This window comes from Mycobacterium gordonae, assembly GCF_002101675.1.
In the GTDB taxonomy this organism is placed as follows: domain Bacteria; phylum Actinomycetota; class Actinomycetes; order Mycobacteriales; family Mycobacteriaceae; genus Mycobacterium; species Mycobacterium gordonae.
On record NZ_LQOY01000226.1, the window covers coordinates 1 to 26,536 of the forward strand.

Annotated in this window: 26 protein-coding genes and 4 pseudogenes; 14 read left to right on the forward strand and 16 right to left on the reverse strand. The window is 66.1% G+C overall.

All coding sequences use genetic code 11. The features are described from left to right. Positions 1-104: 104 nt before the first annotated feature. The 3 genes from AWC08_RS28295 to AWC08_RS28305 are packed head-to-tail and all read right to left on the reverse strand — an operon-like array spanning position 105 to position 2,003. Entirely contained in the window at positions 105-668 is a 564-nt protein-coding gene (locus AWC08_RS28295; RefSeq protein WP_069435626.1) for a VOC family protein, read from the reverse strand. A 3-nt stretch (positions 669-671) separates the two neighbouring features. Continuing rightward, complete coding sequence (locus tag AWC08_RS28300; RefSeq protein ID WP_065137087.1) at positions 672-1,160, reverse strand: LppP/LprE family lipoprotein; 489 nt, start codon at positions 1,158-1,160, stop codon at positions 672-674. 45 nt (positions 1,161-1,205) lie between these two features. After that, on the reverse strand, positions 1,206-2,003 hold the full coding sequence (locus AWC08_RS28305) for a spirocyclase AveC family protein (protein ID WP_159460030.1): 798 nt from the start codon (positions 2,001-2,003) through the stop codon (positions 1,206-1,208). 84 nt (positions 2,004-2,087) lie between these two features. Between AWC08_RS28305 and AWC08_RS28310 the strand changes: the two are divergent. Together AWC08_RS28310 and AWC08_RS28315 are read left to right on the forward strand one after the other, a co-directional pair. Continuing rightward, a pseudogene (locus tag AWC08_RS28310) lies at positions 2,088-2,408 on the forward strand (TetR/AcrR family transcriptional regulator); the annotation flags it as partial. A 296-nt stretch (positions 2,409-2,704) separates the two neighbouring features. Continuing rightward, entirely contained in the window at positions 2,705-3,550 is an 846-nt protein-coding gene (locus AWC08_RS28315) for a mycofactocin-coupled SDR family oxidoreductase (protein WP_065137136.1), read from the forward strand. A 6-nt stretch (positions 3,551-3,556) separates the two neighbouring features. Here AWC08_RS28315 and AWC08_RS28320 read toward each other — a convergent pair whose 3' ends face one another. The 4 genes and pseudogenes from AWC08_RS28320 to AWC08_RS28335 all read right to left on the reverse strand — a co-directional run bounded on the left by AWC08_RS28320 (position 3,557) and on the right by AWC08_RS28335 (position 6,983). Beyond that, positions 3,557-5,665 (reverse strand): hypothetical protein, encoded by a 2,109-nt coding sequence (locus AWC08_RS28320; protein ID WP_069433313.1) that lies wholly within the window; start codon positions 5,663-5,665, stop codon positions 3,557-3,559. 48 nt (positions 5,666-5,713) lie between these two features. Further along, positions 5,714-5,992 (reverse strand): annotated as a pseudogene (locus tag AWC08_RS38740) (TIGR03854 family LLM class F420-dependent oxidoreductase); the annotation flags it as partial. A gap of 9 nt (positions 5,993-6,001) precedes the next feature. Further along, a complete protein-coding gene (locus AWC08_RS28330; protein ID WP_065137090.1) occupies positions 6,002-6,553 on the reverse strand; it encodes a TetR/AcrR family transcriptional regulator in 552 nt (183 codons plus the stop codon). Further along, positions 6,537-6,983 carry an SRPBCC family protein gene (locus AWC08_RS28335; protein WP_065137091.1) on the reverse strand — a complete coding sequence of 149 codons (447 nt, stop codon included), beginning with the start codon at positions 6,981-6,983 and terminating at the stop codon, positions 6,537-6,539. Before AWC08_RS28335 ends, AWC08_RS28330 begins: the two co-directional genes overlap by 17 nt. A gap of 123 nt (positions 6,984-7,106) precedes the next feature. On the opposite strand from AWC08_RS28335, the gene AWC08_RS28340 reads away from it, so the two are divergent. The 3 genes from AWC08_RS28340 (at position 7,107) to AWC08_RS28350 (ending at position 8,912) form a co-directional block, all read left to right on the forward strand. Then, positions 7,107-7,331, forward strand: coding sequence for a three-helix bundle dimerization domain-containing protein (locus AWC08_RS28340; RefSeq protein WP_065137092.1), 225 nt, complete (start codon positions 7,107-7,109; stop codon positions 7,329-7,331). A 116-nt stretch (positions 7,332-7,447) separates the two neighbouring features. Then, a complete protein-coding gene (locus AWC08_RS28345; protein WP_069433312.1) occupies positions 7,448-8,515 on the forward strand; it encodes a DUF2855 family protein in 1,068 nt (355 codons plus the stop codon). 25 nt (positions 8,516-8,540) lie between these two features. Beyond that, on the forward strand, positions 8,541-8,912 hold the full coding sequence (locus AWC08_RS28350; protein WP_083271085.1) for a DUF4345 domain-containing protein: 372 nt from the start codon (positions 8,541-8,543) through the stop codon (positions 8,910-8,912). Here the strand turns inward: AWC08_RS28350 and AWC08_RS28355 are convergent. Then, the gene (locus AWC08_RS28355) at positions 8,909-9,133 is read right to left on the reverse strand and encodes a hypothetical protein (RefSeq protein WP_065137094.1); all 225 of its coding nucleotides are present in this window, start codon (positions 9,131-9,133) and stop codon (positions 8,909-8,911) included. The two genes, AWC08_RS28350 and AWC08_RS28355, sit on opposite strands and share 4 nt — an antisense overlap. Next, positions 9,126-9,332 (reverse strand): hypothetical protein, encoded by a 207-nt coding sequence (locus tag AWC08_RS28360; protein WP_069433311.1) that lies wholly within the window; start codon positions 9,330-9,332, stop codon positions 9,126-9,128. The genes AWC08_RS28355 and AWC08_RS28360 overlap by 8 nt, the downstream gene beginning before the upstream one ends. A gap of 69 nt (positions 9,333-9,401) precedes the next feature. On the opposite strand from AWC08_RS28360, the gene AWC08_RS28365 reads away from it, so the two are divergent. After that, entirely contained in the window at positions 9,402-10,271 is an 870-nt protein-coding gene (locus AWC08_RS28365) for a VOC family protein (protein WP_065137096.1), read from the forward strand. Then, positions 10,268-10,957 (forward strand): M15 family metallopeptidase, encoded by a 690-nt coding sequence (locus AWC08_RS28370; protein WP_065137097.1) that lies wholly within the window; start codon positions 10,268-10,270, stop codon positions 10,955-10,957. Before AWC08_RS28365 ends, AWC08_RS28370 begins: the two co-directional genes overlap by 4 nt. Before the next feature lie 2 nt (positions 10,958-10,959). Here the strand turns inward: AWC08_RS28370 and AWC08_RS28375 are convergent, their stop codons facing one another. Next, positions 10,960-12,312, reverse strand: a complete 1,353-nt coding sequence (locus tag AWC08_RS28375) for a serine hydrolase domain-containing protein (RefSeq protein ID WP_174900794.1) — start codon at positions 12,310-12,312, stop codon at positions 10,960-10,962. 242 nt (positions 12,313-12,554) lie between these two features. Between AWC08_RS28375 and AWC08_RS28380 the strand changes: the two genes are divergently transcribed. The 3 genes from AWC08_RS28380 to AWC08_RS28390 all read left to right on the forward strand — a co-directional run bounded on the left by AWC08_RS28380 (position 12,555) and on the right by AWC08_RS28390 (position 16,216). After that, complete coding sequence (locus tag AWC08_RS28380; RefSeq protein WP_065137099.1) at positions 12,555-13,415, forward strand: phytanoyl-CoA dioxygenase family protein; 861 nt, start codon at positions 12,555-12,557, stop codon at positions 13,413-13,415. 6 nt (positions 13,416-13,421) lie between these two features. Further along, on the forward strand, positions 13,422-14,132 hold the full coding sequence (locus AWC08_RS28385) for a peptidoglycan recognition protein family protein (protein ID WP_083271084.1): 711 nt from the start codon (positions 13,422-13,424) through the stop codon (positions 14,130-14,132). A 62-nt stretch (positions 14,133-14,194) separates the two neighbouring features. Then, positions 14,195-16,216: a sensor domain-containing diguanylate cyclase gene (locus AWC08_RS28390; RefSeq protein ID WP_159460031.1), complete on the forward strand. Its 2,022-nt coding sequence runs from the start codon at positions 14,195-14,197 to the stop codon at positions 16,214-16,216. On the opposite strand, the gene AWC08_RS28395 is transcribed toward AWC08_RS28390, so the two are convergent. Further along, a complete protein-coding gene (locus AWC08_RS28395; RefSeq protein ID WP_264076701.1) occupies positions 16,210-17,373 on the reverse strand; it encodes an NDMA-dependent alcohol dehydrogenase in 1,164 nt (387 codons plus the stop codon). The two genes, AWC08_RS28390 and AWC08_RS28395, sit on opposite strands and share 7 nt — an antisense overlap. Positions 17,374-17,522: 149 nt before the next feature. On the opposite strand from AWC08_RS28395, the gene AWC08_RS28400 reads away from it, so the two are divergent. The 3 genes from AWC08_RS28400 to AWC08_RS28410 all read left to right on the forward strand — a co-directional run bounded on the left by AWC08_RS28400 (position 17,523) and on the right by AWC08_RS28410 (position 20,698). Next, on the forward strand, positions 17,523-17,855 hold the full coding sequence (locus AWC08_RS28400) for a hypothetical protein (RefSeq protein ID WP_065137101.1): 333 nt from the start codon (positions 17,523-17,525) through the stop codon (positions 17,853-17,855). Between the two features lie 73 nt (positions 17,856-17,928). After that, a complete protein-coding gene (locus AWC08_RS28405; RefSeq protein ID WP_069433308.1) occupies positions 17,929-19,695 on the forward strand; it encodes a serine/threonine-protein kinase in 1,767 nt (588 codons plus the stop codon). 241 nt (positions 19,696-19,936) lie between these two features. Continuing rightward, the gene (locus AWC08_RS28410) at positions 19,937-20,698 is read left to right on the forward strand and encodes a 2-oxo acid dehydrogenase subunit E2 (RefSeq protein ID WP_159460032.1); all 762 of its coding nucleotides are present in this window, start codon (positions 19,937-19,939) and stop codon (positions 20,696-20,698) included. Between the two features lie 11 nt (positions 20,699-20,709). Here AWC08_RS28410 and lipY read toward each other — a convergent pair whose 3' ends face one another. Further along, on the reverse strand, positions 20,710-21,870 hold the full coding sequence (gene lipY / locus AWC08_RS28415) for a triacylglycerol lipase LipY (RefSeq protein ID WP_082986757.1): 1,161 nt from the start codon (positions 21,868-21,870) through the stop codon (positions 20,710-20,712). A 118-nt stretch (positions 21,871-21,988) separates the two neighbouring features. Between lipY and AWC08_RS28420 the strand changes: the two genes are divergently transcribed. Next, positions 21,989-22,453, forward strand: a complete 465-nt coding sequence (locus tag AWC08_RS28420) for a PE family protein (protein WP_065137104.1) — start codon at positions 21,989-21,991, stop codon at positions 22,451-22,453. 12 nt (positions 22,454-22,465) lie between these two features. Here AWC08_RS28420 and AWC08_RS28425 read toward each other — a convergent pair whose 3' ends face one another. The 4 genes and pseudogenes from AWC08_RS28425 to AWC08_RS28435 form a co-directional block, all read right to left on the reverse strand. Continuing rightward, complete coding sequence (locus AWC08_RS28425) at positions 22,466-23,404, reverse strand: N-acetylmuramoyl-L-alanine amidase (protein WP_083271087.1); 939 nt, start codon at positions 23,402-23,404, stop codon at positions 22,466-22,468. Positions 23,405-23,928: 524 nt separating this feature from the next. Then, positions 23,929-24,559 (reverse strand): annotated as a pseudogene (locus AWC08_RS39765) (DUF1906 domain-containing protein); the annotation flags it as partial. A 156-nt stretch (positions 24,560-24,715) separates the two neighbouring features. Beyond that, positions 24,716-25,099 (reverse strand): annotated as a pseudogene (locus tag AWC08_RS39770) (M23 family metallopeptidase); the annotation flags it as partial. Between the two features lie 21 nt (positions 25,100-25,120). Then, complete coding sequence (locus AWC08_RS28435; protein WP_142283862.1) at positions 25,121-26,260, reverse strand: peptidoglycan-binding protein; 1,140 nt, start codon at positions 26,258-26,260, stop codon at positions 25,121-25,123. Positions 26,261-26,536: the final 276 nt, after the last annotated feature.

The window sequence follows — 26,536 nt, forward strand, 5'->3', positions numbered from 1 at the left end:
TCACACCTCCGCGCCGAAGGCGCGCAAAAGTACAGGATTTACGGCGTGTCGCCGTACACACGCGCGCGCTCGCCGGCGCCGCGGCACCCGCAGGACACGACGGGTCACGGAAGCAACAGCTCCCGCACGTTGAGCTGCGGACAGGTCTTTGCCCAGGCGCGAGTGGCAAGTTCGGATTGCGTAGCGCCCGCACGCAAGGCGGCGAGCATGACGTCGGGGTCGAAGGACGGGCCGATCGGATCGGCACCGTATTCGTCTCCACGCATGTAGGCGGTCGATTCCTGGGGAGTCGCGAAGTTGTCGATCTGCAGTTCCACCATGTTGATATCAGGATCCCGGTAATAGATCGATGTCGTCACACCGTGCTGTACGGGCACATGAGGACGAATGCCGTTCTCCCTCAAGACCTCGTATTTCGACAGCAGGCTGAGCAAATCGGGGAAGGTGTAGGCGGAATGGGCCAGGCCCACTGTCGTCGCGGTGCGCGGAGTCGGGTCGGGCAATTCAACGATCGCCAGCCGGTGATGCTCTTCATCGAAAGTCAGAAAGCACAGCGACGCAATCTCGAACACCACATGGGCGTCGAGCACTTTCATGTACCAGTCACGCAGTGCGGGCAACTGGCCGGTCTGCAGCACGATATGGGCCAGCTTCTTGTCAGGGCCCATGGCTCACCAGGCGGGCGCCGGGTCCAGCATCGCGACGTGGTCGTTCTGCCACTGGTAGCGCACGGTGGTGGTTGGCCCCGGGCACGCCGTGCAGACTTCCCTGCCGTCCTTGTAGTCCAGAGCGACGGTGTCATCGGTGGTCTTGGCTGCATTAACCGTCGTGAAGGCATACGCCTTCAACGTCGCAACGCCCACGTAGTTGCCCTTGTGGAACAGCAAAGCCAGATCCGGTGAACTGCCGGTGGCTCCCACGACGGTGATGATGACCGTGGACAGGGTGGTGCAGGGGTTGTAGTTGCTGCTCGCATCGAAGCTCTTGACGTTGTGATCCCACGCCGAACCTTGCGGCAGCGTCGGCAACGCCCCCAGCGCCGCCTCGATCTGGGGGGCATTCAGGTTGACGCCACACGTCGGGTCTGCACGAACCGGTGGCGCGAGCGGATTCAACACGCAGAGCGCGGCGATAAGGGCGCTCAGGACAACGACTCGCATCGAAACACTGCCTCCTTGTCGGCCGCAGTCAATCGTCGCGCTGTTTCAATCCCGGCTGGTAGGACCGCGATGACATTGTGTCGAAGAAGTGACCAAGCGGCGGATTACCGCGCGGGCTGCTCGGTCGGGCCCGAGGTCACCCAACCGCCCAGTTTTATAGCCAGATGAGGCGCGAAGACGGCCCCGTACATCAGGTTTCCGACGATGCAGCGCGGACGTCAGCCGGCTGCCCGACTTTCGGTCGGCCCACGCCTCGATCACATTGCGGCCTACGCAATCCGTGCGCCCCAGCAGGTAGGTGAAGACCATCATCTGCACACCCATGGCGAGCGAGTCGTAGACGGATACTGGTGCGCGGTCCCTTCGAAGACGGCCAGTCCGGGAATCACGTCCGTAATGGAACCCGAGCCGCGCGCCGATGAACGCGTTGAAGTTGAAGGCCCAGCAGAAGCCGACCACGAAGCCGACGGTGAGCAGGGTGATGGGCCTGCGCGTACCGAACCGCGTGCTCAACCGTTGCCCGACGGCGGCGCCGATCGTCGCCGGCAACACGAAGTAGCCGATGTAACCGACCGGTACCGACGACGGCAGGCCGCCCCAGGTCATATTCTGCGGCCACCACGACGGCATGCGCGGCAGGGCCGGCGGGAACTGTGCGTACATCGCCCAGTCATACGGAGCCTCAATCCAGGAGAACGAGATCGCCGAGATGCAGAGCAGCAGCAGTGGGTGCGGGCGACGGCGGCGGATGCTCAGATACACCCCGACGGCGGTGAAGACGATGCCGCTGCCCCAGCCGAAAATGACGGCAGCCGTGAGCAATGGGGTTAGCCCGGTGCTCAACGCCGGGCTTCGGGGTCGGAATAGATGACCACGCCGTAGATGACGGCAAGCAGCACCACGACTCGCGAGATCGCGTCGGCTGCCGACGTGATCGTCGAGCACCGGGGTTTGCTGCTGACGCTGGCCGCTTCGGAAGCCTTCAGTCAAGAAGAGATCGCCGAAACCGGAATGGGCGACATCCGAGCGGCGATCGCGGTGCTGGGGCGGATCAGCAACGAAGGCATGCAGTTACCCGGACTGCGCTCCAGTCGCCCCGAACTGCCGGCGCATTCCACCGTGGCGATGATCGCCGGCAAGGTGGCATTGCGTTCGGCGTCCTTCGGCGATGAGCAGCCCCCGCGTGAGGCGATCGTGGATGAACTGGTGCAGGCGAGCCTGCACGGATTCCTGCACCGGCACAGCTGAATTGACGGATCAGAAGGTCAGCGCCCCGGTGAAGTACGTGTACGGCGAAATATTTAGCCGCACAACCCATCTCACTCGCCTCGTCGGCCGCGGTCGACGAGGAGGTCACCGAACAGCTGCGGGCGGCCCTGACCCTTGCGGATGACCCGGGCCGAACTCGAGGAACTCGTCGTCCGCTTCGCGGTCTACCTGGGCCGGAACCTGGCGCGGCGCCTCGACGATCCGTTGGTCGAGGTCGCTGAGGCGATCGACGACACCTGAGGCGGTTGAAAACCGCCATGGCAGGATTCATCGCTATGGCAGAAAACAGGGTCGGCAGAGTCGCCGGCAAGGTCGCATTGATCACCGGCGCGGCACGTGGCCAGGGCCGCGAACACGCGATCCGGCTGGCCGAGGAGGGCGCGGACATCGTCGCGATCGATGTCTGCGCGGACATCGACGGCGTCGCCTATCCCTGCGCCACCGAGAGCGACCTCGCCGACACCGCGGATCTGGTGGAGAAAGCGGGCCGCCGCATCCTCACCGCGAAGGCCGACGTGCGGGACGTGGAGAGCCTGCGGGCGGCGGTTGCCCAGGGAGTGGACGCGTTGGGCCCGCTGGACATCGTGGTGGCCAACGCCGGCATCAGCGGGGTTCCCGCTCCCGCGGCGATGATCGAGGAATCGGCGTGGCAGACGATGATGGACATCAACCTGACCGGGGTGTGGCACACCGTGAAAGTGGCACTGCCGCACATGACCAACGGCGGCGGGTCGATCATCCTGGTCAGCTCGATGCTCGGCATCCGCGGCGGTGGCTACATGGCCCACTACGCCTCGGCCAAACACGCCGTCGTCGGGCTGATGAACTCGCTGGCCAACGAGCTTGCACCGCAATGGATCCGGGTCAACTCCATTCATCCGGGCAATGTGCTGACCCCGATGCTGGACAACGACTGGTTCGTCCGGACGCTGCGCCCCGACCTGCCGAACCCCACCGTGCAAGATGCCGGGGAGATCATCGGGCAGTTCCACCTGTTGCCGAAGCCGCTGATCGAGGCGCGCGCCGTCAGCAACGCCGTGCTCTTCCTCGCCTCCGACGAGGCGCAGTACATCACCGGCGCGGCGCTGCCGGTCGACGCCGGCGCCGTCGCGAAGTTCTGACGGACCTCACCCGCGCGGAAGTCTCCGCAGCCGGTCGGGATCGCCCTCGACACACAAGTAGGGTTGCCCGTCGTCTGCCTCGGCGACGCTGACGGGTAATTGGTTCGCGCCGGGGGTGTCCGGTTCGACGAGGAGCTCCAGTTCCCCGGAGTCGACATAGCGCACCGCGTCGTCGTTGGACAGCTTCCATGGCCGGCCATCGGTTGGCCACTGGCCGCCGACAGTCCGGATGTGTTGCAGCTCAGCGTCTTCGGTTCCGTCAGCGTGCGCGTAACTCACCCACAACTTTCCGGGCAGCGGGCGGAAGAACACCGCGAGGCGCTGACGGTTGAGATTGACGTCGACCGGTATCCCGATGGGAGGCAGGGAGGTGCCTTCGGGCTCGTCGTTGAGCGACTTCTTGACCTGACGAGAACCGATCCCGGTGCCGAACCAGTCGATGGTCAGCACAGTGGTGAGGTACTGAGCGATCGCCAGAGTCAACAGCCCACCGGCTCCGGCCACTCCGACACCCGCGGCGCCGGCCGCGGCGGTGACCGGAAGCGCGACGAGACCGGCGACGGCCGCCGCCCCTGCGGCAGTGGCGACCTTTCCGGCCGCCGTCAGGCTGAAGTCCGGGTTGATCTCTGGCTCCGGCGGATTCTGCACCGGCCGGACCCCGACAGTGCGTGGTAGTTCGTCGAAAAGCTCACTGACCCGCTTGACTTCTGCCTCGTATTCTTCACCGCTGATCTCACCGGCGCGTTTGCGTTCGCCCGCGGTTTTCATTGCCTGCTCCAGGCTTTCGATGGTCTTGAAGTTGGCGCGGCGAGTCTCCTGAACCGTCGGGTCGCGCGGAATTTCGTCCAAACCCATGTCGTAGGTCACCTTGAAGCTTGCGTTGAAGTCGTAGAGCTTGGTTTCGGCGCTGACCGTGCCGTCCACCACCAGTCGGCCATCGCCGGTGCGCGGCAAGATGTCGGCGTCGAGTGCGTCCAGGCTGCGCTCGTCGCCACCGATTTTGACCGTCTTGGGCCCGCGCAACAGACACGGGACGTCGGAGTCGAAGTCGCTTTCGTCGAGGTCAAAGGTGTTGCGCACGGTGTCGCGAACCTGACGCAGGATACTCCACCCGGTGACCGCCAATCCCGTTTTCTCACGCGGGTTTTCGGCCAGAACCGACGCCGGGAGCTGTTCTCCGGGAGGCAGGTCACGCAGGGTCTGAAGTTGAACCACCATGGACTCGTGGGTGGTGTCACCTATGTCGAATCGGTGCACGACGGCGTCGAGAGCCTTGACGGTGCTGTCGTCCTGCGCGTCCGGGTCGACGTCCAGGGGTGTCGGTAACAGGCTCTGAATTCCGTTGTCGCCCATCTCGGCAAGCTGTGGGCGCATCGCGTCTGCGATCTGCGCGGCGAGCGAGTCGAGCACCCTGGTTCTCGCCTCGTCGTCGGAGAGGCCGGGATGTTGCAGCTTTTCCACGTTCACCAGGAGTTGGCCCGCGATGCTGTGGGTGATCCAGTGCGCCTCGGCGTAGTCGAGCTCCCAGCTGATCCGCGGGTCCTGGCCGGTGAACGCGGTAGTGCCGTCGGCACGGCGCTGGACGCCCGGCCCGAACAGCCGGGTCGCGTACTGACCGGGCAGCGCGTCGGCCACCAATACCGGAGCCTGCTGGGCAGTGAAGTTCAGCGCGATGGTCTGCTTGCCCGGCTCAATCTGGTGAGACTCGAGTTGGTCGTGGATGGTCAAACGCCCGAACAGCGGGATCTCGTTGTAGGGGATCTCGCGCGACTCCCCGGCCCGCGGGCCGTCCGGGATGGTGATGGTCGTAGGCGGGAGCTCGACCAGTGGGATGCAGGTCACCGAATCGATGACGATTCTGGAATCGAAGATCACCAGGTCGATCGCGAAATGCCTTAGTGGATCTCGTTTTTCGCCGTCGATCTCTTCCTGCCAGGCACGCTGGTGCGAATCCAGGATGAACCAGACGCGATCCAGGGTGACGTCGAGATTGGCCGTAGCGGAGTAACCGGTGCCGTCCACGGATTCGGTGTACGTGTCGCCGCTGAACATCTCGACCGTCTGATCCTGCACGCGTTCACGATGAATCTCGATGATCGTGTCGGGACGTTCCATGCGGATGCTGTACCCACAAAGAGTCGGGAGTCAATCACCCGGGCAGGCTCAGTTCTGCCGAGGAAGCGCCTCGGCGGCGAAGCGCTCGATGAACCCGTCCGCCGCCCCGCCGACCGGTCTGATGACGAACTTCGTCAAGCTGGCGTCCAGGTAACCGTCGAGCTGGCGGTGCAGCTGGTCCCAGCCCGCGGCAATGAACTCCGCAGGCTCACGATCTGCACGGCGCCGGCATACCGCCGCTGCCAGCTCGTCGGGCGATTCGCCGTCGGCGACTGCCAGCGAGATGCCGAAGTGATCGGCTTCGATGCTCCGGCCGGCCTCGGCTGCAGGCGCCCGCTATTTCCATCCCGGCCGCCGCAGCAGATCGGCAAAAAGCTGCACCGCGGAGCTGACGCCCGCGTCGTCGTCGGTGGCGACCAGGTCGAGCAGCAGCCCGCGCGTGACGGCAAGACCCAGCCGCACCAGCGCCGGGTCGTTGTCCGGGCCGCCCACCTTCGCCGCCTCGGCCAGCCAGGCGTCAACGGCGCCGGGCACCATACGGGCGAACGGCTCCTCGCCCTGGGCGCCGCGGGAGTAACACTCGAAGAACAGTCGCTCGAAGGGACGCAGCTCAGGCCGGCACAGGGTAGCCCACATGGCGGCGAAGCTCTCGGCCGGATCGGTCGGCAATTCGGACAGCACCGCCATCTGGCGGCGCTCGACCTCCTCGACGATGGCCAGCAACATTTCGTCCCGAGATGCGAAGTGGTGCAGCAACATTCGATGGCTGGTGCCCACCGCGGCCGCTACGTCACGCAGCGACCGGTCCCCGATGCCGCCGGCAGCGAATTCGTCGATCAGGTCATCGAGCAGCTGCTGGCGCCGCCTGAGGTCAGGAGTGCGGGCCAAGTGACTGCCGCAGTTGCTCGCTGCGACCCTTGAGCCCTTGGGCTTCCATCTCCAGGTAGCGACGCGTGGTGCGGATCATGAGTTTGGCGATGAGCGCCCCTATCGGACCTCGTTGGTCGAGCGCCTGCCGTACCAGTGTCCGGTCGTCGGCGATCGGGGTCAGCGAGTGCAGGGCCGACGTGGTGCCACCCGGCGAACGCTGCACCCAGGTCCAGGACACCCCGGGCGCGACATCGGTCACCTCCCAGACCAGCTTTGGCAGTCTGGGTTGCTTGATCTGGAATCGCTTGCCCACGGCCAGGCCGGGCCCGTCCAGGGCGACCAGCTCGGTCACCGAGGCGGTCCACTCCGGCCAGCGCTCGACATCGCTGAACACGTCCCACACCAGGGTTGCCGGTGCGTCGATCTCGACGCCGCTCTCAGTAATCATGTACCAAATGGTACATACCCGATCGCGCTGTCACCAGCCTTTTATGTGCCTTGGATTCATGCCCCTGGCGTTCGTTAACCTTCGGTTTGACGAACGGTCACCGTCCGGGCAATCCTTTTCACCATGCCTCCGCGCGCACGGATCCCCGAGCAGACCCGAATCGCCGAGATCGAGCGCCGCCTGATGGAGCAGTTTCCCGAGGTCAATGCCGAGTTTCTCGACGAGGCTGTCCGCGAACATCATTCCCGATTCGCCGCGAGCCCCATCCGGGACTTCATCCCCCTGCTCGTCGAGAAGCGCGTGCGTCAGGAACTCACCGGTCTTACCCACGCCGACCGCGTCTCATAGCGGTCGCCTCGGGGCATCGGCACCGCTGGCCAGTGTGCTGAAGCGGGCGGACAGCCAGGCAACGATGACGGCGGACCCGCTGTTGTGACACTGCCGGCGTCTTAGGCTGTTGTCTCATGGACTTCGAGATTCTCCGCACCGATTTGCACCAGACCCGGTTCGTGTCCGGCGATGCGCCGTCGCCGGCCGACGGGCAGGCCGTGTTGCGGGTCGAGGCCTTCGGCCTGACGTCCAACAACATCACCTACGCCGTCTTCGGTGAAGCCATGCGGTACTGGGACTTCTTCCCCGCATCCGACCCGCAATGGGGAAAGTTGAACGTCTGGGGCTACGCGCACGTCGAGGAGTCGCGCCACCCCGGCCTGAGCACAGGAATGCGCGTCTACGGGTACCTGCCGTGCGCCAGCCACTTGCTGATCGTGCCGGACCGCATCAACGAGAAAGGATTCAACGACGCGGCGCCGCACCGGCTGCCGCTGCCCTCGGCCTACCAGGGCTACCGCGACGTCACCACCGATCCCGTCTATTCCGCAGATCGCGAGGCGGAGCACATCCTGTTCTTCCCGCTTTTCTTCACGTCGTTCTTGATCGATGACTTTGTCGCGGACGAAGGTTTTTTCGGTGCCGACACGATCGTGATCTCCAGCGCCTCGTCCAAGACGGCAATCATCGCGGCGTACCTGCTCGCCCAGCGCGGGGGCGTTCAGGTGGTGGGGCTGACGTCGCCGAGCAACAGCGCCTTCGTCGAGGGACTTGGCGTCTATGACTCAGTTCACCGGTACGACAACATTTCCGAGCTCCCCGGCGATCGCGCCGTGTACATCGACATCTCGGGCGACGGCGCGGTGCGGGCCGGCGTCCACACCCGCTACGGAGATCGCCTCGCCCATAGCTCCGCGGTAGGCATGACCCACTGGACCCAGATGGCGCAAGGCGGCAGCGATCTCGCCGGACCCAAACCAGTCTTCTTCTTCGCTCCGGACCGCATCAAGAAACGCGGCGCAGATTGGGGCACCGCGAAACTCGACCAGCACGTCGCCGAATCATGGGTGCCATTCGCGCAGTGGGCGTCGAAATGGCTTCGGGTGGAACATATCTCCGGCCAGGACGAAATTCAGCGGGCCTACCTCGAGCTGCTCGACGGAAAGGTCGATCCCACGGCCGGCACCATCGTCGATCTGTGAAACCCCGGGGTGTCAGGAGGCGCCAGTGACAGTGACCGTGACCGCGTTCGCCGCGGTGTTCTTCCTCGGCATGGGCGTCTACGCGTTGGCCGCTCCGGCCAAGATGATCCAGGTGTTCGGCATCCGGTTGCCAGAGCGAGAATCCCGCTCGGAGGTACGGGCCGTCTACGGCGGATTCGGTCTGGCAATCGCGGGCGCGCTGGCGTATGCGGCGACCAGTGCAGGCCCGGCACGAACCGGAATCATGATCACCGTCGGGCTTGCGCTGGCGGGCATGGCATTCGGTCGCATCGTCTCGGCCGTGATCGAAGGCAGAACTCCGTTCTACCCCAACTGGTTCTACTTCGTCGTCGAAGTGGTTGTCGGCGGTGCGCTGCTACTGACCGCGCAGAGCTAGCCGACAGCCGGCGGGGTCCCCCAGCATTCGACGACCTCGGCCAGATCCCGAAGCAGCACGTAGCGGTAATCCTGCGCGGCGGCATTCGCGGTCGACTCCGCATATGCCGCCCTCGCGCCGGCCTCGTCGCCTTCGTAGACAGTTGTCGGGACCGGGGGCACCCCGGGATTGTCGGGCGCGGCCGCTTCGCCGACCTCCACGGTCCAGGAATGCTCAGTCATGATCCTCGTTCCGGGCGCACTCGGCCTTGGACCGGCTCTGGCCCGCGGCCCGCCGATGCTCGGTCGCGGCGTCACTGTGCAGGTCACCAGAGCTGTTGGGCTCGGCCTTGGTGGCCCACTCATGGCCTTCGGCTATCTGCTCATCCAGTTGCGCCGCGCGATCCCCGGCGGCCGCACGTTCACGTGCTGTGTCCGGCATGTCAGCAGGGATAGCCAGACAACCGCGACCCAAACAGATCCGCGACACCCGATCAGGCATGCTGAATCCGTGTTCGACGCGCTCGACCACGTCATTGTCGCCGTCGGCGACCTCAGCGACGCCACGCGCCGCTACGCCACGCTGCTGTCACGCAGCCCGTCGTGGCGCGGCGAGCATCCGGGCTGGGGCACGGCCAATGCGCTGTTCAGGCTCGACAACACCTACCTCGAGCTGATCACTCCCCACGGTGACGGGCCGCTGGGGCGCACCGTCGCGGCGCGGCTGGATCGACAAGGCGACGGTCCGATCGGGCTTGCCTTCGCCAGCTCCGATCTCGACGCCGCGCACGCCGCACTAGTCGCCAACGGCCTTGAACCGCCGCCTGTTTCGCCTGGCCAGGGTCGCGACACGGCGACCGGGATGGTGCGGCACTGGCGCAGCGTGCTGCTGCCGGAAGCACGCACCCGCGGCGTGCTGATCATCGCGATCGAGCACGAGTCCCCGAACCGCCTTCCCGAGGCAGCGCCTATCGGATCCGACAATGCCTGCGCAGATGACATCGTCACCGGGATCGACCACGCGGTCGTGCAGACCTCGGACGCCGATGCCGCGATCGCGCTGTACCGCGACGGCCTGGGCCTGCGCCTGTCGCTGGACCGCAGCTTCCCCGATTGGGGCATGCGGCTGGTCTTCCTTCGGGTCGGCGGCGTCACCGTCGAGATTGCCCAGCCGCTGAGTGACGCGACGCTTCCGCCACACACCGATCAGCTCTGGGGTCTTTCCTGGCGGGTACCGAACGCCGACGCGGCGCGGACGCGGTTGCTGGCAGCGGGCCTCGACGTCTCCGAAGTGCGTCCCGGACGCAAACCCGGCACCCGCGTGCTCAGCGTCAAGGACGGCACCTGCGGGGTACCGACGCTGTTCATCGAGCCGCGTTGAGGTCGTGCCGGCGGGTACTCGCCCTCCTCGCGCTCCTCGCCGTGCTGGTGCAGTGCGCCCGGCCGGAACCGCCCCAGGCGGCCACGACGACGTCTGTCTCCGCGCCATCGTTGCCCGCTCACACGCCTGCCGGGGCGGTCGTGCAGCCGGTGACCGCCGCCGACCTCGGCGCGAGCTGGCACCCGGGCTGCCCGGTCGAGCCTGCGCAGCTACGCCGAGTTCGTCTCAGCCACCGGGGTTTTGACGGGCAACCACATGACGGCGAGCTCGTCGTGCACCAAGACCTGGTGCCGGCCGTCATCGACATCTTCGAGCAACTCCTGCGAGTGGGCTATCCCATCGAGCGGATGCAGAATGTCGACCAGTACCCGGGCGCCGACGATGAACTGTCCATGGAGGACAACAACACCTCAGCGTTCAACTGCCGCACCATTCCGGGCACCGGCCGCTGGGCACAGCATGCCTACGGCCGCGCGATCGACCTCAACCCCCGCCTGAACCCCTGCCTGTATTCCAGCGGCAACGTCGAGCCGCACAACGCGGCAACCTATTTGGACCGCGGCCGCACCGACGCCGGGCTTCTGCACCGCGGCGACCCGGCAGTGCGTGCCTTCACCGATCGAGGTTGGCAGTGGGGCGGCGACTGGACCACACCGATCGACTACCAGCACTTCGAGCGGCCCTGAGCTCACAGACCCAGCGCCCGGGCCGCCGCCGTCGCCACCTCGCCTCGCAGGTTCGACATCGGTGGACTGCCCCTGGTGTGAATCGAATTGGAGAGCAGCACGATGTAAGTGTCGGAGCCCGGGTCCATCCACAGCGAGGTTCCGGTGAAGCCGGTATGGCCGAAGCTGCCGATGGGAAAGACCGCGCCGCGCGGCGCGGACTGCCCGGTGTCGATATCCCAGCCGAAGCCGCGCAGGTTCTGGCCCGCGATCGCCGGATAGCGCGCGGCGAGCAGCGACTGGTTGCCGTTCGGCCGCTGGGCGAGGGCTTTGCGGGCAGCCTGATTGGCCGCTTCGAGTTGGAGGGCTGTGTGTCCCGGCTGCTGCGGCGCGGTCATCATCTCCAAAGTCGCTTGTTTGAGCGGGAATTGGCTTGGCCGTCCGGCGAATCGGTCGAGCAGGGCCTGAGCGAAAATGCTGACGTCGTACGCCGTGGAGAACACCCCGGCGTGGCCGGCCACCCCGCCCATGCGCCGCGCCGTCGTGTCATGCACGGTGCCTCGGAGCAGGTGATCGAGGTCGGGGTTCTTGTCCGGGTCGGCTCTGCCCTCTTCGTCACGTGCGGTCGGCGCGATGCGCGCCAGCAGGCCCGTGTCCCACGACCCCGCCGGACAAGTGGCCGGGGCCGCCCCGGGCGTCCAGGCGAGCGCGGACCCGTACGTGACGTGCGGGCCGCACGCTTTGGCCGCCGGAAGGAACCGGGTGTCGGCCATGCCGAGGGGACCGAAGATGTGTTGCTGCGCATACACATCGAGCGCCTGACCGGTGATCTTTTCGACTAGCGCACCGAGCAGGATGAAGTTGATGTCCGAGTAGCGGAAACCTTCGCCGGGGCCTGACTGCAGCGGCGTGGTCAACGCGCGGCGAACGCCTTCGGACCGGTCGGGTCCAGCCAGTCCCCAGGGGTCCTTGAGTTCGACGTCACCCGGCTCACCCGAGGTGTGCGTGAGCAGCATCCGGACCGTCACTTTGGCGCGCCGCGGATCGCCCAGCGGGTTGAAGTCCGGCAGGTACTGCTGAGCGGGATCGTCGACCTGTACGTTGCCCTGTTCGTAAAGCTGCATGACGGCCGTGGCCGTCACCAGGTTCTTGGTCAGTGACGCCAGGTCGAAGATCGTGTCCTCGGTCATCGGCTCGGCGGGCGCCGGCCGGCCGTCCAGGCCGGGCTCGCCGGCGTGCTTGCGCAAGCCGTATGCCTGGTGGAATGCGATGGCACCGGCGTGCCCGATCTCGACAACAGCCCCGGGCAGCTTGTCTGCTGCGATGGCATCGTTGATCAGCTTGGAGACGGCGGCGAAGGCGGGTGCGTCCGCCATTTCGGGCAGCTTCGGTGGCGGCGCCGGGGCGGGGGCGGGCACTGGCACGGCCTGGCCGCCGGCGTTCACCGCGGTGTGCGCCGCAGAGCCGTGTGAGCAGGCCGGCGCGAACGCCAGCAACGTTGCGAGTGCGATGGCCTGTCGCTTCACGCGATTCCCCGTGTTCGCGGATAGTGATTGAGCAGTTTCAGCTTAGTGTGGACTTGAGTGTGGACTGAGGTACTACCCGAAGGACGCGGACCATGAACATCGACCAGGAGTCCGTCACCACGCTGGAAGATCTGCGAGGCGATCTGGCCCAGCGGTACAAGTGGACGCCCACCGGTGGGAGCTCGGTCGAGCGCGCGGTGGTCCAGGACGACATGGCCGCCCTGGCCCGCGACGGCTATGTGATCTGGGAAAACCTGCTCAGTGCCGACCAGTGCCGGGAAATCCGTGAGGTGTTGCGTCCTTTGCTGGGGCATACCGGCCGCAACTCGTTCGAGGGTCGGCGCACGCAGCGCATCTACAGCGTGTTGAGCCGGACGCGGGCGTGCGATCGGCTCGTCGACAATCCGCGGGTGCTGGCGGTGCTCGATCGGTTGTTGATGCCGAACTATCTGCTTTCTGCTCTGCAGGCCATCAACATTCAGCCCGGCGAGTCCGCGCAGCTCGCCCACCATGACGACGGGTTCTATCCGGTTCCGCGTCCGCGGGAACCGTTGGCGGCCGCGACGATCTGGGCGATCGACGACTTCACCGCCGACAACGGCGCCACCGTGGTGATCCCCGGCAGTCACCGCTGGGGAAAGCGTCGTCCGGGCCCCGACGATCCCACTCGGCCGGTCGTCATGCCCGCCGGGTCGTGCGTCTTCTTCGTCGGCACGTTGTGGCACGGCGGAGGCGCCAACACGTCCGCGACCGACCGGCTGGCCGTCACCGCCCAGTACTGCCAGCCGTGGCTGCGACCGATGGAGGCGTTCACCCTCTCGGTATCGCGCGACATCGCTCGAGAGGTCTCCGACGACATCCGCCGCATGCTCGGCTACAGCATCCACCCGCCGTTCGTCGGTGCGGTCGATGGCCTGCACCCGTTGCGGCTGCTGGGTATCGAGGAGGACTAAGCGCGCATGGACGCTACGGCAGATCATGTGAGCCGTCGCCGGCTGCTGTCCCTGGCCGGCGGCCTGGGCTTGACGGCGGCTGCGGTAGACGCCTGTGCCGGCAGGACCGCCGCTGACCCCGCGCGGGCCGCCTCGGTGCCGATGCTGTGCCGCGATGCATGGGGTGCCCGTCCCGCCCGTCCCGGCGGGACGCCCCAGACGATCGCCCGCATGACCCTGCACCATGCTGCCGTGGCACTCGGCGACAACCGCAACGCTCCGGCCCGCTTCCGCGCAGACCAGCGTTACCACCAGGACAGCCTGGGCTGGATCGACATCGCGTATCACTTCGGGGTCGACGGCAAGGGCAACATCTACCAGCTACGCAGACCCGAGATCGCCGGCGACACCGCCACCGACTACAACACGGTCGGCCACTTCCTGGTCATCTGCGAAGGCGACTTCGACAAAGAGGCCGTGCCGGAGGAGCAACTTCGCGGGGCGGCACAGGTATTCGCTTGGGCTGCAAACACTTACAAACTTTCGACGAGCACCTTGGCGGGCCACCGCGACTTCGCCCAGACCTCGTGTCCAGGCAAGAATCTCTACGCCTACCTCTCCTCGGGTGAGCTCAAGCGCCGCATCGACGATCTCCTGTCCGCCGGCGGGGTCGACCTTCAGCCGTTGTGCGGATCGGAAGGGGCGGCGAAGGTGGCGGCCATCGAAGCCGGTAACTGACGTCAGAGTTCCGCAAGGCGAAGCGGTACCAAGGATCTGCATCGCTCGCCTAAAGTGTCATGGTGACCGCGGGAGAGCATCCCAGCGCGCAGACTCTGTCCGGCTGCGCGAGTGAGCAATTGCATCTGTCCGGCCGAATTCAGGCCCACGGGGCGCTGATCGCCGCCAACCTGCAGGACCGCCGGATTACCTATGCCAGCGCCAACACGGTTGATCTGATCGGTGCGCCGCCGGAGCAGCTTTTCGATGCGCCGCTGACGAGCGTCTTTTCCCCCGACGAACTGCGGCGGCTGGAGCAGGCATTCGAGCAGAGCGGATACCGTCCTTCGTCGCCCGACCTGTACGGCGTGCGCCTGGCGGCCGTTGACGGCAAGGTCGACGTGATTCTGCATCAGGTTGCCGGGCAGCTTGTGGTCGAGGTCGAACGGTCACGCGGGGACGATCAGACGAATCTCGTTCCGGTGCTCTATGCCTCGCAGGCGATCAGCGAAGCGACCAGTGTGCCGGAAGTCGAGGCGGCCGTGGCGAGCACGGTGCGGGCATTGACGGGATTCGACCGGGCGATGGTCTACCGGTTTCATGACGACGAGCACGGCGAGATCGTCGCCGAGGACCGACTGCCCGGACTGGTCCGATACCTCGGACATCACTTTCCGGCGAACGACATTCCGCCGCAGGCCCGCCATATCTACATCCGCAAAGCGTCACGCTACATACCCGACGTCGACGACGGCGACGTCGCCGTCATCGCCTCCCCGCGGATGGCCGGCATGGGTCTGGACCTGAGTCACGCTGCGCTGCGCAGCGTTTCGCCTTTCCACCTCGAGTTCATGCGCAACATGAACACCGCCGCAAGCGTGTCGTTCTCCATGGCCAGTGCGGGGCGCCTGACCAGGCTTGTCTCGTGCACGTCGGAGAAACCCCGGTGGCTGTCACGCTCGGTGCGCCGGTCGTGCGAACTGCTGGTCCTGCAGGCCAAACTGCAAGTCTCTGCGGCCGAACAGATTTCGAAGTTGAACGATGCCGCGTTGCGGGAATCGGTCCGGACCCGGCTGCGCACCGCGATGCAAGCCGCACCTGCCATCGCCGACGGGCTGACGTCGGGTTCCGCTGACCTGCTAACGCTCTGTCAGGCCGACGGCGCGGTCGCGTGTGCGGACGGGCAGTACCGGTCGATCGGCGCTGCCCCGACCGAGGATGCCGTGCGACGACTCGCCGCCGAGATTCGCGCGGCCCGTCCCCCCAACTCGCCGTGGGCCTGCGACCGGTTGCCTCACAAGACAGCCGAGTCCATCGGTGCGGCCGGCTGCTTGTTCGTCGCGCTCGCCGGATTCGACGATTTCGTGATCTGGTTCCGGCGAGACCGTCTGCAGCACCTGCGCTGGCTCGGGGACCCGCACGCTGAATCCACCGGGCTGTTGAATCCGCGAAAGTCGTTCGACACCTGGCTGGAGCGAGTCACCGGCTCGAGCGTGCCGTGGACGGACGCCGACGTGCAGGCGGCACAACTGCTGGCATATGACGTCGAATCGGCCCAGCTGAGCCGGGCGCAGGCCCGGCTTGCTCACCTCGGCCTACACGACTCGCTGACCGGGTTGCCCAACCGCCACCATCTGAGCAATGTGATGGCGACCATGCTGGCCGGAGCATCGTCCACGGACCCGGTGGCCGCCATCTTCATTGATCTCGACCGCTTCAAGGAGGTCAACGACAGATATGGGCACGAGGCAGGCGACTGTGTGTTGCGTGAGGCCGCACGGCGCATCGCGGAGGTAACCCGCGCCGGGGCCGACGTCGTGTTTCGGGCAGGGGCGCAGAGCCCGCCCGCGGTCAGGCTGGGTGGTGACGAGTTCTTCGTGCTGCTGCCGGGCGCAGATGCCGCCGGCGCCGCGCTGGTTGCCGAGCGGGTACGGCAGTCGCTGCTCGAGCCGATTACGATCAGTCCGGATCTCCAGCTGACCATCAGCGCGTCGATCGGGATCGCGCTGGCGGCGGAGCCAGAAGAGCTGCACCAGCTGCTGAGCCGGGCCGACGCCGCCATGTACGAAGACAAGCGACGCGAAAAGCACGTCGGGAGTCACTGAAAGTCGATGAGCCCGCGAATATTTCGGCCCTCCCGCATATCGTCGACCGCCTCGTTGAGCTCCTCGAGCCGGTAACGGCGGGTGACCAGCTCGTCGAGCTTGAGCCTGCCTTCCCGATACATCGACAACAACATCGGCATGGCCGTGCGCGGGTTCATTCCACCGCCCAGCACGCCTTTGAGCTGCTTGGCCGACAACACCATGTCGTTGAGCACCAGCGGAACCGGCAACTCGTCGTAGCGACTGAGCCCGGTGAGCACGCAGGTTCCGCCTTTGCGGGTCAACATCATTGCGGGCGACAGCAGGTCGGCAGGCACCACGCCAGGGGTCAGCACCACCCGGTCAGCCATCACCCCCCGGGTCAGGTCCCGCACCAGCGGCGCAGCCTCTTCGACGGACGCAACGACGTGCGTGGCACCGAATGATGGGGCCGAATCACGTTTGAGGACAACGGGATCCACTGCGACGACGTGTTTGGCTCCGACGGCTCGCGCACCCTGCACGGCATTCATGCCGACGCCGCCGACGCCGATCACCACGACGGTGTCCCCGGCCTCCGTGCCGGCACCGACGGTTGCCGAACCCCAACCCGTCATGACCCCGCAGGACACCAGCGATCCCGCGTGGAAGGGAATGTCGTCGTCGATCTTGATCACTGATGACTCCGCGGCCACCAGATACTCGGCGAACGTGCCCAGCTGGGTCATCGCTGTCAAGGGCTCGCCGCCCAGGTGCCGGCGCGGCGTGCCGTCGGTCGTCATCACCTTCGACACCGTGCCGGCGCCGAGGTCGCAGAGATAGCTCTGGCCGGACGAGCACCACCGGCAGGAGCCGCAAGCCGGGATGAACGACGTGGCCACCCGGTCCCCGGGCTGGACGGACCGCACGCCCGGCCCAGCTTCGACCACGACGCCGGCCCCCTCGTGCCCGCCCAGCATCGGGTACAAGTCGGGCACCGGAATCCCGTTCGTCGCCATAACCGCCGCCAGGTGCTCCCCCGCCACCCCGTCGCCCGTCGCATAGTGGTCATCGGAGTGGCAGATCCCGGCGACCGCCATCTGTACCAGCACCTCGCCGGCCCGCGGTGGCCCCAAGTCGATCTCGCGGATCTCCCAGCTGCGGCCCGCGCCCGACAACACCGCGCCCCGACACTTCACCACCGCACCCCGTCTCTGTTGACGCCGATTGCTGCGGCCGAGCATTCCACCACGGCCAATGAGCCCCCGGACCAGGGACCATCGGCCCTACAGACAACTCCGCCCGGGGCGCATGCTGAATTTCCGCAGCAACCGGGAGGAGCGCCATCATGGCAGAGACAGACACCGAGAAGAAGACCGTCGCCGAGCGCGCGGCAGACCTGTCCGAACGAGCGGCCGGCCTGTCCGACGATGTCCTCAAGTCGGTCGAATCCGGACAGCGGGCGGCGATTGACGCCGTACGCAAGTTCGTCGGCACCGTGGAGGAGTCGCTGCCGGGGCATGGTGATGACCACCCATCGCGGCGCAACACCATTGTGGACGCCGCTCTGGACATGGCGGACAAGCTCGTCAAGACCCAGTACGAGTTCATCCGCAGCGTCGTGAGCAGTGCAAACGAGGCGGTACACAAGCAAGCCGACACCAAGCCGCCTGCCGAGTAGCCGCCGCCGGCCGGCACCGCGGGTGGCGAGCGGAATTGGCTCCCCCGCCGTGCCGGTTTGTAGGCTTTCGGACATGCCGTTCAAAAACGGCGAGGTCTTCGCTGGCTACGTGATCGAGCGCCTGCTCGGCACTGGCGGGATGGGCGAGGTCTACCTCGCCCAGCACCCGCGTCTGCCACGTCACGACGCGCTGAAGGTCTTGTCCCTGGCAGCCACGGCCGACCAGGAGTTTCAGGCGAGATTCAAGCGCGAAGCCGAACTGGCGGCGACGCTGTGGCACCCGCACATCGTCGGCGTCCTCGACCGCGGCGAGTTCAACGGCCGGCTGTGGATCTCGATGGAATACGTGGACGGCATGGACGCCGGCCAGTTGGTGCGCGAGCGCTATCCCGACGGGATGCCCGAGGGAGATGTCGCGGAAATCGTGACCGCGGTCGCCGAGGCGCTGGACTTCGGTCATGATCGTCGCCTGCTCCACCGCGACGTCAAGCCGGAGAACATCTTGGTGGCCGCGGCCGACGGCCACCGCCGCCGCGTGCTGCTGACCGACTTCGGAATCGCCCGCAGGATCGACGACGTCAGCAACCTGACGGAGGCGAACGTCGCCGTTGGCACCATCAGTTACGTCGCGCCCGAACAACTGCTGGGCAAGCCGTTGGACGGTCGGGCGGACCAGTATGCGCTGGCCGCCACCACGTTCTTCCTGCTGACCGGCGCCCCGCCGTTTCAAGACTCGAACCGGGCCGTCGTGCTCAGCCACCACCTCAATTCGCCGCCGCCGCGGATATCGCAACGCCGGCCCGAGCTGGCACATCTGGACGCCGTGCTGGCGAAGGCGCTGGCCAAAGACCCGAACAAGCGGTACCCGACGTGCGCGGAATTCGCCCGCGCGCTCGCGCGGCACCAGCGGGCCGAAAGCCCCAGCGCTGCGGAGCGTCCAATGACGCAGCGACTGGAACGTCTGATCATCAGCGGAACCGCGCGTGCCGTGCAAACAAGCCCGACCGGTGTCGAAGATCACGTCGGCACCCTGTCTCTGCACGTGCTGCCGCACGAACCGCTGGAGGACCTACCGGCTCTGCTTCCGGTCGAGATACAAACGGATCTGGTCCCGGGTCAGCTCACCGACGGGGACGAAGTCGAGGTCACCGGCATGTGGGACGGCGAGATCCTCGATGCCGACAAGATCGTCAACCTGTCGGCGGGCGCGCGCCCGAAGCGCCCGCGGCCTGCGGCTCCCGCCGCATCGCCCACCGCGCCGATGGCCACCTCACCCAAGAGGCGCAAACGGTGGGCACTGGCGGCCCTGGCCGTTGTCGCCGTCATCGCGCTGACCGCCGGTGGCGTCTTCTACTTCACCCACGGATTCGGCCGCCAAACGCGGCCCGGACCCATCGTCAAGCCGGTGAGCGCCGCCGTGTTCTCACCCGACGGCACCCCGGACAACCCGCAGGACGCCCGACTGGCGATCGACGGGAACCCCAACACCGGATGGTCCACCGTGACCTACACCGACGCGGTGCCCTTCCCGAAGTTCATCCAGGGGATGGGCCTCATCCTGCACCTGTCCGAACCCACGGCCTTGAGCGCGGTGATGCTCGACGTGCCCAGCACGGGGACCCAGGTACAGATCCGCTCGTCGCCTACCGAAAAGCCCGCCAAACTCGCGGAGACGACCGAGTTGGCTCCCACCGCGACGTTGCAACCCGGGCGCAACCGGATTGCCGTGACGAAGCACGACAAGACCACGAATGTGCTGGTGTGGATCTCCACGCTGGGCTCCACGAATGGTCAGAGCCGGACCGAGCTCTCCGATATCACTTTGCAGGCGGCCGGCTGAGGCTGCCAAAGACCCGCGGCCCAAGTGACCTTGTCCTCTGGCCGCGCCGCGGGCTGTGGCCGAACAATCGGATGGCGTAGCCGCGTGCGAGAAGAGGTGTCCGATGCCCGAGACCACGTCAGCAATCCCATTCTCCGTCTGGCGAAAGATCGCCATGGCGACCTGGCGTCCGAGGACAGACCCGACGATCTCGGCCACGATCGACATCGAAGCCCCTCGACTGCTCGATTACATCGACCAGGTGCGCGACGCCACCGGCCAGCACATCACCCCGGTGGATCTCGTCGGCCGGGCTGCCGGCAAGGTCGTCGAAGCTCTGCCGGGCCTCAACGGGCGGGTGGTGTTCGGCAGTTTCCTGCCCTCCCCCACCGTCGATTGCTTCTTCGTCGTATCGCTTCGCACCGATCCGGTATCCGGGGTCGAGGCAGCCAGAACCGATCTGTCGGGCACCGTCGTGCGCCGCATCAACGAGAAGCCGCCCTGGGCGATCGCCAAGGAGCTGGCCGATCGCGCCGGCCGTATCCGCGACGATCATGACCCGCAGTTCAAGAAGATGAAGGCCATGGTGAAGGGGTTGCCGCCGCTGCTGCTTCGTCCGCTGATGGCGGGCGTGGGATTCGTCACCGAGAGCCTGCAGTTGGCCCTGCCGTTCACCGGACTCGAAGCCCGCCCGTACGGATCCATTCTGGTCAGCAACGTGGGGACCTACGGCCTGGATTCAGCCGCCGCCCCGGTGCCGACGTTCTGCCACGTACCCATCACGATCCTGCTGGGAGCCGTGACCGACAAAGTATTGGCTCGAGACGGTCAACCCGTCGTTCGTCCGGTGTTACCGCTGACGATTAACCTCGACCACCGGTTCGTCGATGGCTATCAGGCGGCGACGATGGCCCGCATCTTCCGCGAGTATCTCGCCGATCCCGCCGCGTTCGACCCCGTGCCGACTCAGGTCCCGTCGGGAGAGCTCGCGCCCGTGCCGTCCGAGGCCCCGGCGACCGCTTAGGCGGCTCGCGATCAGGCGGCTATGCCCAGCTGGCGGTTGATGTCCGGCCAGTAGGGCAAACCGCTCGGAGTGAGCAGGATGAAGTCGTGAATGCCGGTCTGGTTCAGGATGAAGCTGACCGGGGCCCCTTGAGCGATGGCTGCCTGCTGAAGGACAGCCGCTTGGAGTACGAGTGGATCCAGCGCGCCGGAATAAACATACGTCGGGGGCAGCCCGGCCAATGACCCGTACAGCGGACTCACCATCGGGTTGGTCGTGGACAGACCGCCAGCCCACACCACGCCGAGATCGCGGGGGCCCACGTCCAGCCACGGTGACAACAACACCATTGACGCAGGTACCGGGTCGCCGTGGCTGACCAGGTACTGAACGGAGGACAGTGCGAGATTGCCGCCCGCGGAGTCGCCGACGACGCTGACGTTCTCCGCCCCGTGCTGCGTGATCAGTGAGGAGATCAGGCCCGCCGTGCGGGGCACCACCCAGCCGGCGGTACCGCCTTCCTGCAGCAGCGGATAAATCGGCACCTCGAAGGTGGCGCCGGTCTGGTATGCCGTCACCGAGTAGTTGATCCAGTGGAAGAACGACGGCGGGAAAATGAACGCGCCGCCATGCAGGGCGACGACGTATTCACCGGTCGGATTGGCCGGCGTGATCTGTACGACCCGCATCCCGTCATACGAGGTGAACTGGACCGTCTGGCCCAGCAGCGCGTTCAGCAACGGCGGCGGAGAGTTACCGAGGAACCACGACAAGGGCGGCAGGTCGCTGGCGATCAGCGCCAGGAGCGGCGAACCCTGCACCGACGTCAGAGACGCGAATCCGGCGCTTACGGTTGCGGGGATCTGTTGAACGCCGAGCACCACTTGCTCGAAGGCCGCCAACGGCGCAGCACTGGCCGCCTCAGCGGAGGCGTACGCGCCGGCGGCGACCTCCAGGGCCTGGGTGAACCGTTGTTGATAAGCGGTCAGCTGTGCGCTGAGTACTTGATAGCCCTCACCGTGGGCGCTGAACAGGGCGGCGATCGCCGCTGATATCTCGTCTTCCGCCGCAGCCAGTACGGCGGTAGTGGCCTGCGCCGCGCTCTGATTTGCGGTCGCGACCACCGAGCCGATCGACGAAACCTCTGTCGCCGCGGCGGACATCACCTCCGGAAACGCAAGAACGTACGACACCGCGCCACTCACCCTTCGATCGCCCGATGAGCCGGAGCTTATGCCGCCGCCGATGAGTCACGGGGCGGTTTGCGGGAAACCCATGTCGACCTGCGCCGTACTGGATAGGCTGCCGAAGATGCAGGTTGCGCCGGAAATGCTCATCACCGCATCGCGTGCATTGGCAGCCATCGGATCCGACATACGATTCGCCCATCACGAGGCGGCAACACCGACCACCATCATCGCCAGCGCTGCCGGCGATGAGGTATCCACGGCAATCGCCGACGTTTTCCGGTCACATGCGCAGGATTTCCAGAAACTCGGCGGCCAGGTGGCCGCATTTCACGACCAGTTCACCCAGGCTCTAACGGGGGGCGCTGACGCTTACCAGGGCGCCGAGGCCGCCAATGCCGCGGTGTTGTCGCCGGCCGCGGCCGTCGCGCCGGCCGCGGATGACAATCCCTGGACCTTTCTCGTACAGCTGGGAGCACTGATCCTGACGCCGCCCATTTTCGTTGCGTTGTTGGGCCTCGCGTCGACTCTGCTGGCGACCTACTGGGCGGCGACGCTGTTCAGCCAGATTGTGCTCGGCAACGCATAAGGTTCGCGGCGCTCAGGCGTCCTGCAGCGACCCTGCGCCGGTGGCGTTCCTGCTGCGGGTGGTGGCCTTCTTCTTGGCCGGGGATCGCCGCGCGCGCGTGGGGAGCGGCTTGGTCAGCGCGGGCGGGTTCGTGGCAGCAAGGTGGCCGGCGTTGTCTCCGTTGAGGACCTCCGCCAGCGCATCGACCAGAGTCCTGCCCCCTAGTTGCGGCCAGCCCTTGCCGTCCGGCCCCAACAACTGCACCCAGATCTGTTGCAGCAGAGCGTGATCGGTGAGCTCAGGCATCTGCGTCTTCGGCTCCTCGACCTTCGGCTCCTGCTTCTCGAATTTCTTGAACACACCGAGGATCGCCTTCTGGACCTCGCCGCGGAACCACTTCATGTCCATGTCACCCGGGTCCGGCTTGCCCTGGGTGTCGATACCCAGCGGGTTCTCGGCACCGGCCCACTCCTTGTGCCCGATGACGTGGCTCGAGTCATACCCCAGCTTCTTCAGGATTGCCGCGGTGGCGTCTCGCATGGTGACGATCTGATCAGCGGGCCACGTCTCGTTGCCCGCGTAGTGCGACCCTGGTTGCCAGGCGCACTCGAACCCGATGAGCCGAGTGTTGCCGCAGCCGTCGGGGATTCCGGGATAACACCCCGAACCGGCGTGGTTGCACGGCCCGACAGCCACCAAATGGAAGGTCCCGTCCGAGGTGATCAGCCCTTGTGACAGCGGCCCTGGCAGCCACCCTGTCGGCTGCATGACGCCGTCGCGGATCACCTCCCACCGTTCCTTGACGTTGCCCGTGTGGTGGATCATCACGCCCCAGATCGGCCCCATCGAACTGGAGCCGTTCTCGCCACATCCCGTGCCACGGTCCTGCCAGCCCTCGTGGACGACCAATCGTTTGCCGAGCGCTTCGCGCAGAACATCTTCCAGCCACACGGGGTCCCCGGTGTACGTCACTTCTTTTCCTTCCTCTTGGGTTCCTTGGGTTCCGGCGAAACGCTCGACCATCTCGCCGGCTTGTGTCATGCGGCTGCGGATTTCGTTGAGATAATCGCGGCGCGCGTCCGGATCGTGGTAAGCGTCGTCCGCGGAGTTTCGCCCGGACGCTGCTGGAGCCAGAAGATGTTCTTCCATACGTCTGGCGATGCCCCTGCACTGCAGCGCTTTTCGTCGAGCCGGTCAAGGAACACCCGGATGTTCTCATTGGGATCGTCGCGACCGGGATAGCTCTCGTCCTGCTGGTAGATGCCGTGCCATGCTCCCCCGCCGCCGATCGCGTCCGGACGCAGCCCCGACTCCTGTATCGCCGTCGACAGGCAGGCGATCACTTCGTCTCGGTTGTAGCGGCGCCGCAGTGTTTCGCCGATGATGACTTCCGCGACGGCATCGGCGCCGGACCCGTGATCCAGCGATCCCAGGCGCTTCAGCATCTTCCAGCGGGCCGAATCTTGTTGTGTCGCAGTGCTTACGGCGACGACATCCCATTGACCGAAGTCTTCTCGCAGGATGCGGTTGCGATCCACGCCGACGCCGCCGACGCGCTGTTTGTCGATCTCGAACTGGTGCAGGTGGGCAGCCGGATGGACCTGTCCCCCGCTGTATCCCTCGTCCCAATTGTGCATCCAGAAATACGTCCCGATGCCGTCGCGGATCGCCCACTCGATGCAGGGGAAGTTGCAGTACACGCCCATCCGTTCTTTGCCGAGCCGTTCCTGCCAAGCCAGCAGGTACGGGCGGCAACTGGGTGTTCCACTCTTGTTCGCTGGGGCAGGCGTCAATCGACACGTAGATCGGCGCGGTGTTCGGTCCACCGGCCTCGGTGTGCAGTCGCAGCCCCCGCTCGGCGTCTTTGCGCCCCTGCGCCGCTCCGCCTTTCCAGTCCGCGGTGGCGGCCTTACCGAACTGGTAGTTCGACACCACCGCGAGGCCGTGGGACCGCAGATCGTCGGCCTCCTGCTTGCGTAACGGTTTTCCGCGCATCCAGTCTTCGCGCGGGTCGGAGACGTAACGCACCGCTCCGGCGTACCCGGCGGCCCGGATCTGCTCGGCACTGGGAACACCGGCGGAATAGTCGACCAGCAGCTGGCCCACCAGCGACGTAACAGGCTCGATAGCTTGCCTTTTCGGCGCCTTCCGCGGATCGACCGCGTCGATGAGCCACGCCTGGTTGGGATCGCGGTCCTGCCCACCTTTGCGACCGGGTGGGCCCCAGGTCTCGAAGTGCAGGTGCGGGCCCGAGGAACCACCCTCCGAGCCGACGACCGCGATCTGCTGGCCGGCCCGCACGCGCTCGTTGGTCTTCCATGGTTGACCGGTGTCCGGGTTCACCAATGATGACGGCGGCATGTGGCCGAGAACGAAGTCCAGGTCCCATTCCTGTTGTGCGTCGATCCACAGCCACGAACCGAAACCGCCCGGATCGTCATTGATTCCGACGTGGACGAAGAATCCGTCGGCAGGTGCATAGATCGGGGTGCCGTGACTGGCCGCGATATCGACACCACGATGATCGGGGCGGTCGCCGGTGCGGTAACCGCTACTCTGACCGGTATGGGTGCCGGGAGCCAGTGGGTGGTACTTCACCTTGCCCCCGGACTTATCAATCCTCAACTGGCGGGACGGCTTTGGCTTTGCGGCTTGTTTCGATGCCATGATTTTCTTTCTCTGCGTTTCTCACGCGTTAGCGGCTGGTGCCGGCACCGCCAGCTGACCGGTCAGCAAGCTTCGCACCCAGCTCACCCCGCCGCTGATGTCGTAAGGCGAGTAGTGCGGGTTCGGCTTGTCGTTCAGGAACACGACGCCCGACATGATCGCGTCGATGATGGCCCAGATTTCTTCCGCAGGCTCGCGAAACAGGGCGGCGATCTGGAAGGCCAGCGAGAACGAATTCGAGAAAATGTCGCCGCGCGCGACGGCCTGGTACACCGCCGCTTTCGCCTTGCTGGCGTTGTCGTCGCCGTTCTCGGCGAAGATATCTCCCCCGCGGTAGACGTCCAACCAGTTGTCCGGCTTCACCGGGAAGCCGGGCAGGCCGAAGCGCCGGTATGGGTCCAGGCCGTGCGTTTCGGTGTTCTTGATCCAACCCTCGGCCCAGGGAGCGATACTGCCGGTTGCGCGGCATGGGTTGCCGTACGCGAGCACGCCGAGCAGATCCGGCTCCCGCCATTCCAATGGCTTACCGGGTGCGAGATAGTTCATCCAGAAGTCGAACCCAACGATGGCGCCCTGACTGAAGATGCCGAGCACCCACTTGGTGCCCGCGGGGAACGGCACCCCGTTGTTCATGACGGTCGCCCCTACCAGGCGGGCGAGTTCGTTCTCGCCGCTGGCGTTATCGAACGGAAAGGCAGCGTTGTTGTAGCCGATCGGCTGATGGCGGCACAGCCCCTCACCTTCCAACTGAGTGGCCGTGTTGGCCACCGGACCGAAGAACATGTCCGACTTGTGGCCTTCGACGGTGAACATGATCGGCAGGATCGGCGCCGAGCCGGCCCGCACCCTGTCATCGGCGCCCGGTGCCGGGTAACTGCCCAGCCGTTGCCGGACAGCGAGATTGGCGACCGCGCGCCCACTCGGATCGAGGATGATCGGGAGCCCGGTTCGCTGGCAGAACTGTTCGACGGCGCGCGCCACGAGTTCGTCGTAGTTCGGCTGGGCCACCACTCCCAGGTCGCGTGCCCACTGGTACTTGTCGTGCAATTTGGCCGTCATCAGCCGGATCGCGTCCCAGTTCGGAGCGTCGCGCGGTGTGTCAGCCCTGTCCACGTCGCCGACGCCCAGACCGATCCACTGTCCGTTCGCGTCATTGGCCATATGAAACCGTCTCCTGCCTCGTCGCCAGGACGAAAGCCCGGCCGGCGGGACCGGACTGATTGGCGTAGGCCCCCTCGTCAACAGCGATTCGACGATCGCCCATGATTTTTGCCGCCCCGCCCGCTAGGGATGGTCTGATCACAGCACCGCACTGAGCACGTCGATAGGGTCCAAAGTCCCGGAGCATCCAGCCTTTTGTTCGAGCACTTTCCAGGCAGCTCCACTAACCGTCCCGACGGCGCGAGTGCCGCCGACATGGCCGCGATGATCCGAAAT